General features: G+C 35.8%; 7 protein-coding genes. 3 read left to right on the forward strand and 4 right to left on the reverse strand.

All coding sequences use genetic code 11. From position 1 onward, the window contains the following. Positions 1–85: 85 nt before the first annotated feature. Complete coding sequence (locus IV57_RS04320) at positions 86–1183, reverse strand: SLAP domain-containing protein (protein ID WP_057880276.1); 1098 nt, start codon at positions 1181–1183, stop codon at positions 86–88. A gap of 288 nt (positions 1184–1471) precedes the next feature. Then, positions 1472–2722 carry a CAP domain-containing protein gene (locus tag IV57_RS04325; RefSeq protein ID WP_057880277.1) on the reverse strand — a complete coding sequence of 417 codons (1251 nt, stop codon included), beginning with the start codon at positions 2720–2722 and terminating at the stop codon, positions 1472–1474. 218 nt (positions 2723–2940) lie between these two features. On the opposite strand from IV57_RS04325, the gene IV57_RS04330 reads away from it, so the two are divergent. Beyond that, complete coding sequence (locus IV57_RS04330) at positions 2941–3582, forward strand: NAD(P)H-binding protein (RefSeq protein ID WP_057880278.1); 642 nt, start codon at positions 2941–2943, stop codon at positions 3580–3582. A 44-nt stretch (positions 3583–3626) separates the two neighbouring features. Here IV57_RS04330 and IV57_RS04335 read toward each other — a convergent pair whose 3' ends face one another. Then, positions 3627–4490: an SDR family oxidoreductase gene (locus IV57_RS04335; protein WP_057880279.1), complete on the reverse strand. Its 864-nt coding sequence runs from the start codon at positions 4488–4490 to the stop codon at positions 3627–3629. A gap of 99 nt (positions 4491–4589) precedes the next feature. Here IV57_RS04335 and IV57_RS04340 point away from each other — a divergent pair, with 99 nt between their 5' ends. Continuing rightward, on the forward strand, positions 4590–5339 hold the full coding sequence (locus IV57_RS04340; RefSeq protein WP_057880280.1) for an alpha/beta hydrolase: 750 nt from the start codon (positions 4590–4592) through the stop codon (positions 5337–5339). Positions 5340–5362: 23 nt separating this feature from the next. On the opposite strand, the gene IV57_RS04345 is transcribed toward IV57_RS04340, so the two are convergent. After that, entirely contained in the window at positions 5363–5755 is a 393-nt protein-coding gene (locus IV57_RS04345; protein WP_057880281.1) for a tautomerase family protein, read from the reverse strand. A 297-nt stretch (positions 5756–6052) separates the two neighbouring features. Between IV57_RS04345 and IV57_RS04350 the strand changes: the two genes are divergently transcribed. Then, positions 6053–7456 carry a DHA2 family efflux MFS transporter permease subunit gene (locus IV57_RS04350; RefSeq protein ID WP_057880282.1) on the forward strand — a complete coding sequence of 468 codons (1404 nt, stop codon included), beginning with the start codon at positions 6053–6055 and terminating at the stop codon, positions 7454–7456. Positions 7457–7589 lie beyond the last annotated feature (133 nt).

The raw sequence follows: 7589 nt of genomic DNA on the forward strand, positions 1-7589 counted from the left end.
TTTCTTGAAGCTCACGCTCAACCTGTTTAAATTTATATGTACATTAAGTATATCATTTGGTTAAAATTGATGCTATTTTGACGCTTTATTGAACAGCATCTTTGGAGACGAATTTAGTATTAGGTTCAGAAGTGGAACTGTACATGGCATTTTGCGAGTTCAATGTGGAATAATTCCAATCAGCATCAAATGCGGCATCGCCATCAGTAATTCCAAGACCGACAGTTGGCCCAGAATAAATCAAAGCAGCACGATGACCGTAAGTAGCATTTCCTTCTTCATCATACCAATCCTTTAACAGGAAGTAGGCAGCATCTTTATCAGAATGAACATCACCATAATTTAGCATATATTCGTAACCGGCACTGGATAAATTTTCAGATGTGCTTCTTGTGGCTGTAGAATGATCAAGGTTTTGACCATCTTGTTGGCCAGCACGTTGTGTAGCGTAACTTATCATATCCGCTGAACTTTGAACTGGTTGGGTACCATTAGCGGCGTGCAAAGCGTTGAGGTACTTAACAAAATAATCGTTGATTTTGTTAAGATCTGGTTTGTAATCATTGGCTGGTTTATTATCAGTATTGTTATTATTTGTATTATTATCAATACTATTGTCTTCTTCAGGGTCATAAGCGCCTTTACCCAAAACGTCAAAATTAGGCACATATGTTGGAGCAGGTAGTGGACTACTGAAACTCATGTTTCTTGAAAGGATGTATTCATGAGGTGAAAGTTGTACGTAATCTTGACCATATTTATTGATAATATGTTTACCGATAACCCAACTTGTACCAGGAATGATGATTTTACCGTTGATATCGCTGGCTTGGTCGTTATAGACGAACTCGCTAACAATACCGTTAAGTGTCCCCACAATTTTTTGTGAAGTAGCTTGATTGTCAGATAACTGTGAATCATTAGCCTTTAAATATTCATCAGTGGAAACTTGATAGAGTTTGTTGCCATTTATAGAAATGGTTTTACCAACTAACCAAGCTGAATTTGGTGCTAAGGCACGGTTAGTAATTAATGTACCTTCAGAAGTGTATAATCTAGCCATATTTGTGGCGGTAACAGTAGCGACGGTGGCAGCTTTAGCATCGTGTTGTGATAATGCCAAAGTACCAGTTGTAGCTATTGCTAAGGCAGCAATGATTGTAGCAGATTTTGAAAATCTCATGAAATAATCCCCCTATAATTGATATTTCAATGTTTCCTAAAAAACGGATAATTTAAGCATAGGGGAACTTTATAAATATATCAATATTATTCAGGAATGATTGATTACAAAAAAAGGAACATAACTGTTTTTTGATTTAAATATGCAGCATAAACGTGGAACATAACATAGCTCTTTCCGCTCAAAGCAAATAGTCAGTAGTAATCAAAATACGATTACTACTGACTATTTGCCTTGATGCTCGAGGGCTGACCATGTTATGTCCCACTCTCTAAAATTTATATTTTATTAGATAGCATCTTTAGAGATGAATTGTGTATTTGGTTCTGAAGTTGCGTAGAACATTTTATTTTGAGCATCTAATTCTGACTCATTCCAATCAGCATCAAATGAAGCATCAGTATCTGTGATGCCAAGGCCAACATTAGGACCTGAATAAATCAAAGCTGCACGGTGACCGAAATGTCCTGGTTGTCCAACACCATCCATATTATTACCTTCATCGTACCATTCCTTTAATAGGAAGTAGGCAGCGTCCTTGTCAGACTTGATACCTTGATAACCCATATAATTAAAACCAGCACCAGATAGATTTTCTGAAGTATCTCTAGAAGCGGTTGAGTGATCAAGATTATTACCATCTTGTTGACCAGCACGTTGTGTAGCGTAGTTCATCATATCATCAGATAATTGAACAGGTTCAGTACCATTGGCTTTGTGCAAAGCATTTAAGTAGGCAACAAAATACTTGTTGATATTGGCAAGGTTTGGTTGATATGAACCATTGTCGGTATCGGTTGAAGTTGAACCACTGTTATCAGTATTAGTATCGGTAGTATTTGAACTAGTATTGTTATTATTTGATGTATCAGTGTTTGTATCTACAGAAGTATTCGTATTGTTGCTATTGTCATTTGTATTTGTATTGCTATTATCAGTATTGGTATCAACTGAAGAATTATTGTTAGATTGATCAGCACCGGAGATACCGAAGTTAGCACTGTAAGTACCATCGTCAGGATATCTGTTAAGTGACAAATGACTACCATTAACGTATTCGTGAGTTGAGACTTGGAAGAAATCCTCGCCATTCTTGTTAACGTAGTGTTTACCAATAGCCCAAACTGAACCATCAGATAATTCACGTTCGGCTGATAATTTATTAGTGTCGTCACGATAAAGGGTGGCGTTACCACGATTGATAGTCCCGATTAACTTAGTAGATACTTCTCTAGAAGGCTGTGTGAAAGCTAAATCGCCAGTTAAATAAGAGTCCTCAGAACGTAAATATTCATTATTTGATACTTGGTAAATGGCTTTATCATTAGTACGGTAAACTTTACCAACTAACCATTGTGAGTTTGGTGCTAAAGCACGATCAGTAATCATGTTACCGTTGACGTCATATAATCTTGCAGGTCCATCAGTAGTGACAGTTGCAATTGTTGAAGCATCGTCTTGCTTTTGTGAAACGAGCAAAGCTCCTGTAGTGGCCATTGCCAAGGCGGCAATAATCGAAGCTGATTTGGATAAGTTCATGAAATAAATCCCCCTATAATATTGATTCACTTTATTCCTTTATTAAGGACAAAATAAGCATAGAATATTTTTATAAATAATTCAATATGTTTTAAAAAATAAATAATACATTTACAAATGCCTAAAAAGCATAGTTCGTTAGTTAATTTAAGTATTAGACATAACATAATTCTAGCCATATTATAAACGTATAAATTTAACAGAAGGAAATATAAAATATGACAAAAATTATGATTATTGGTGCTCATGGTGCTACTGCAAGAATCGTCACAGATCGTTTGTTATCTGAAACTCAAGATGAACTAGTGTTATTTTTAAGAAATGCTCAGCGATTAAATCAATATAAGGATAATCCTCGAGTTAGCTTGGTCGAAGGGGATGTTTTGAATACTGCAGAATTAGCCCAGGCAATGGCAGATGTTGACTTAGTTTATTCAAATGTTGGTGGGCGAGATTTAGCTGATCAAACGGCCAGTATGTTGAAAGCTATGGAATCAACTAAGCAAACTCGTTTGATTTTCATCAGTGCTTTAGGAGCTCATCATGAAGTTCCAGGTAAATTTGGTCAATGGAATGAGCAGGCTATCAGTGCCGTTTTACCTAGTTTCAGAGCTTCTGCAAAATTATTGGAGGATTCAGAAATAAACTTTACGGAAATTCGTCCAGCTTGGTTAACGAATGATCAAGAAGTTAATTATGAATTGACTAATAAAAATGAACCTTTCAAAGGAACTGAAGTATCACGTGCTAGTGTCGCTGATTTAGTAGTTAAAATCATTGCTGATCCAACGCAATATATTGATGCTAGCTTAGGTGTTAATAAACCCAATACTGATGGTGATAAACCTAGCTGGATGTAAATTACGTAAAAAAAATATTCTGACGAATTCGTCAGAATATTTTTTTATTTGAAATCAGCCTGATAATCTTGAATAAAGTTTTGAATAGTTCGTGGTGGTCGATTGAGAACTTTACTAGCAATAGTGGTGACTTTTTTAGCATTACCTAATTGAGTGATTAGGTAGAGCATGACCATGACATTAACAAAGTCTTTTTTAAGACCACGTTGTAACATGACTTTCCGAAATTTCCAGAGACTGGGTTTGCTATAAGTTATCGTGGTTCCCAAAATCTTCGTCATAATTTGAGCAATTTCATTGTAAGATAATGCTGCAGGTCCAGTAATATTCAATTTTTGACCGATATAGTGGGAATCTAATAAAGCAATACCAGCAATCTCACCGATATCTCTAGTATCAATAAAACTGGTTCGTGAGTTTCCGGCAGGGATAAAAAGATCGTGGTTGTTTTTAATATCTTCTAGATGAGTTGTGGTCAAATTCTGCATAAAAAAACTAGGACGGATGAAAGTATATGGCAAATCAAGTTCTTGAATCATTTGTTCAATTTTGTGATGTGGCGTCATAGGATTTTTGTCGACACCCATTAAAGAAATGAAAACGACTTGTTGGATCATTTGTTGTTTAGCGAACTTTAAGAAAGGCAACATATCTTCCTTAGGATTGGCCAATTGAGGTGGCCGCACGAAAAAAACTTTGGAAATATTTTTGAAGGATGCTTCAAAAGTTGTTGAATCCAAGAAATCAAAGTGACATATTTTAACTTTAGTAAAGTCCTGAAATTTAACCTTAGCTTTTTCAACATTGTGAGTACCAGCAATTATTTGTACGTTAGGTTGCTGATTAAGGTATTTTATTAAAGGGAAACCGATATTGCCAGTTCCACCGATGACGAGAATATTTTCCATAATGGATATTCCTCTTTTCATTAATAAACTAATTATATTTCAAAACTTGGTTTATGTATTAAAATAATCAATAAGTTAATAGAGAAGAAGGTTTAAATAATGGATGTTGAAATTAAACGTGATAATTTAACTTTGCGAGGGACTTTGGTTAAACCAACCGCGAAGAGTTTTGATTTGGTTATTTTGATGCATGGATTCACGTCTAATCGAGGAATCGAACCGGATCAATTGTTGTATCAAGTGGCAGCACGTTTTGAAGAAAAAGGTTTGGCAACTCTGAGATGTGATTTTAATGGTCACGGGCAGAGTGATGGTAGATTTGAAGATATGACGGTTTTGAACGAAATATCCGATGGTAAAGCAATTTTGGATTATGCTCGTAAACTGTCAGGTGTAAAAAACATTTACTTGTTGGGGCATTCTCAAGGTGGAGTTGTTGCCAGTATGCTGGCCGGATATTATCATGAAAAAATCACTAAATTAGTTCTAATGGCACCGGCAGCAACACTGAAGGATGATGCTTTGAAGGGCAGTACCCAGGGATACACATATGATCCGGAAAATATTCCTGACCAGTTACCAATTAAAAAAGGTTTAACTTTAGGTGGATTTTATCTACGAACAGCCCAGACTTTGCCAATCTACGAAGTTGCTAGTCAATATCAGGGACCAGTCTGTTTAATTCATGGATTGAAAGATACCGTCGTCAATAAGATTGCTTCGCAGAGATATCACGATAGCTATGATAATAGTGGATTACATCTTATAGAAGATGCTGATCATGGCTTTTCCTTGGGCAATTCGAGACAAGAGGCAATTGATTTAGCAGTTAATTTTATTTTGAAATAGGATTGCACAGTTATATCACATTTTTAATCTAATTTGCCATTGAGAAATTGTGCCTCACCGTTGCCAAAACTCCAGTCTTCTTTAGTATTAGGCGTGATATTGATCATAATATCTTCTGGCGAAATACCGGCTTTTTCATGCAATTCAGTCACCAAGTCTTTGTAAAATAGTTCTTTGTCTTCACGTTTACGTGGACTGGAAGTTAAGCTGATCATGACGAATTTTTCAGTTCGTTGAAAGCCTAAACCGACGTCTTCAATTACCATTTCTTCAGGATCATGTTGGGTGACTATTTGATAACGATCATGTGGCAGTAAACTAAAATCTTGAGTAGCTACGTCATAGGTGATATCAAGAATCTGACGAATTTCATCCTTAGTTCGACCCTTATAAATATCGAATCTCATTAATGGCATAATTAAATCTCCTTAGTAGTTATTAGTTAACCTTATTTTCCTCGGGTGGGAGAGAGTTAGCAAATATTAGGAACTAAAAGAATATTTACTTATAAATTTTTACATGCTATGATACCAATTACGTTGTTTTAATAATTATAAAGAGAATAAAAAGTTTTATGAATACGTACCAACTATTGAAGAATAGTTGGTCATGTTCATCGGAGGGTTTGTCATTGGACGGGCTGGATAAGATGTCGCAATTAATGGATATCTTATTCAGCTCTTTTTTTATTCTCAAAATTTAGGAGGATATGTATGAAAACAACATTTACCCAGAAACAAAAGTTTCTGATGATGTTCATTTTATTATTGGGGAGTTTTTTGACTACTTTGGCTGAAACGTTATTAAATAATGCTTTGCCAGCCATCATGTCAGAAATGCGCGTTACTCAGCTGTCGGCACAGTGGTTGAGCACTGGCTATTTTTTAGTAGCGGGAATTACTATGCCGACGGCAGCTTATTTTACGAATCGGGTTAATTTGAAGCCTTTATTTGTCAGTATCATGTCGATTTTTTTGTTGGGATTAATTATTTCAGCAACGGCTAATTCATTTTTAGTGTTATTGATTGGCCGGATGGTACAGGCTATTTCCGTTGGTATCAGCATGCCCTTAGTGCAAAACGTGTTAACATTGATTTTTCCAGTTGAGAAACGAGGTTTTATTTTGGGAATTGCTGGGGTAGTGATTAGTTTGGGGCCAGCCGTCGGACCTACTTTGTCAGGGGTGATCGTCGATCACTATTCGTGGAGAATGTTATTTATTTTTTTGATTCCAGTAGCAGTATTAGCCTTATTGTTAGGAAACTTCTTTATTAAAAACATAACGCCGACTAAACCAGATAAATTGGACGTACCATCGGTATTAATGTCGACAGTTGGATTCGGTTCATTGTTATATGGTTTCTCAAATATCGGTGTGTCAACGAATTTTAATTCAATGGTGTTAGTAACAATTGTTTTGGGATTAGTAATCGTAGGATTTTTTGTTTATCGACAATTACACATTGAACATCCTTTATTGGAATTACGAGTTTTTTTAGCTCCATCATTTCGAAAGGTAATTGTATTAGCATCACTAGCGGCCATCTCATTGATGGGTCCAGAATTGATTGTTCCATTATATAACCAAAATATTCGAGGATTGGATGCCACGACTTCCGGTTTAACCTTATTAATCGGTGCTTTATTGATGGCCGTCATTTCATTAATTTCGGGAAAACTCTATGATTTATTTGGAATTAAAAAATTGGCCTATTATGGATTCGGCTTAGCAATTATGGCCAGTATTCCGATGTTATGGTTCAATCAAACGACTAGTCCTATCTGGATTGCGATTGTTTATGCCATCAGAATCAGTAGTTTAACACTGGTTTACATGCCAATTAGTGTCTTGGGATTAAATGCTTTGCCACAGAAATACGTTGTTTATGGAAGTACCATTATTGTAACGATTCAACAGTTGGCAACATCACTAGGAACGGCTTTGTTAGTCGCGATAACAGCATGGGGTAGTAAATTTGGACTTCGTCATGGTTTGGTTGGCAAAGCTGCTGACACGGTAGGTTATAAGTGGGCCTTTATCGTAACTTTGGTAATAACTATTCTTTGTTTGATCGTGTCTTTTAAAGTTAAGAATAGAACTAAGGTTGAAATTTAATCGAAATTCTGAATTTTCAACATTGTACGAATATCTGGTACCAGACTAATTTTTTACAGATGCCAAAAAGTAATATGAGAAACGTGAAAAATAAGGGCAAATTAAAAGAGGCTGTGACATAAGTCTCTAAAAT

Origin of the sequence: Companilactobacillus kimchiensis, from assembly GCF_001438805.1 — a bacterium.
GTDB lineage: Bacteria > Bacillota > Bacilli > Lactobacillales > Lactobacillaceae > Companilactobacillus > Companilactobacillus kimchiensis.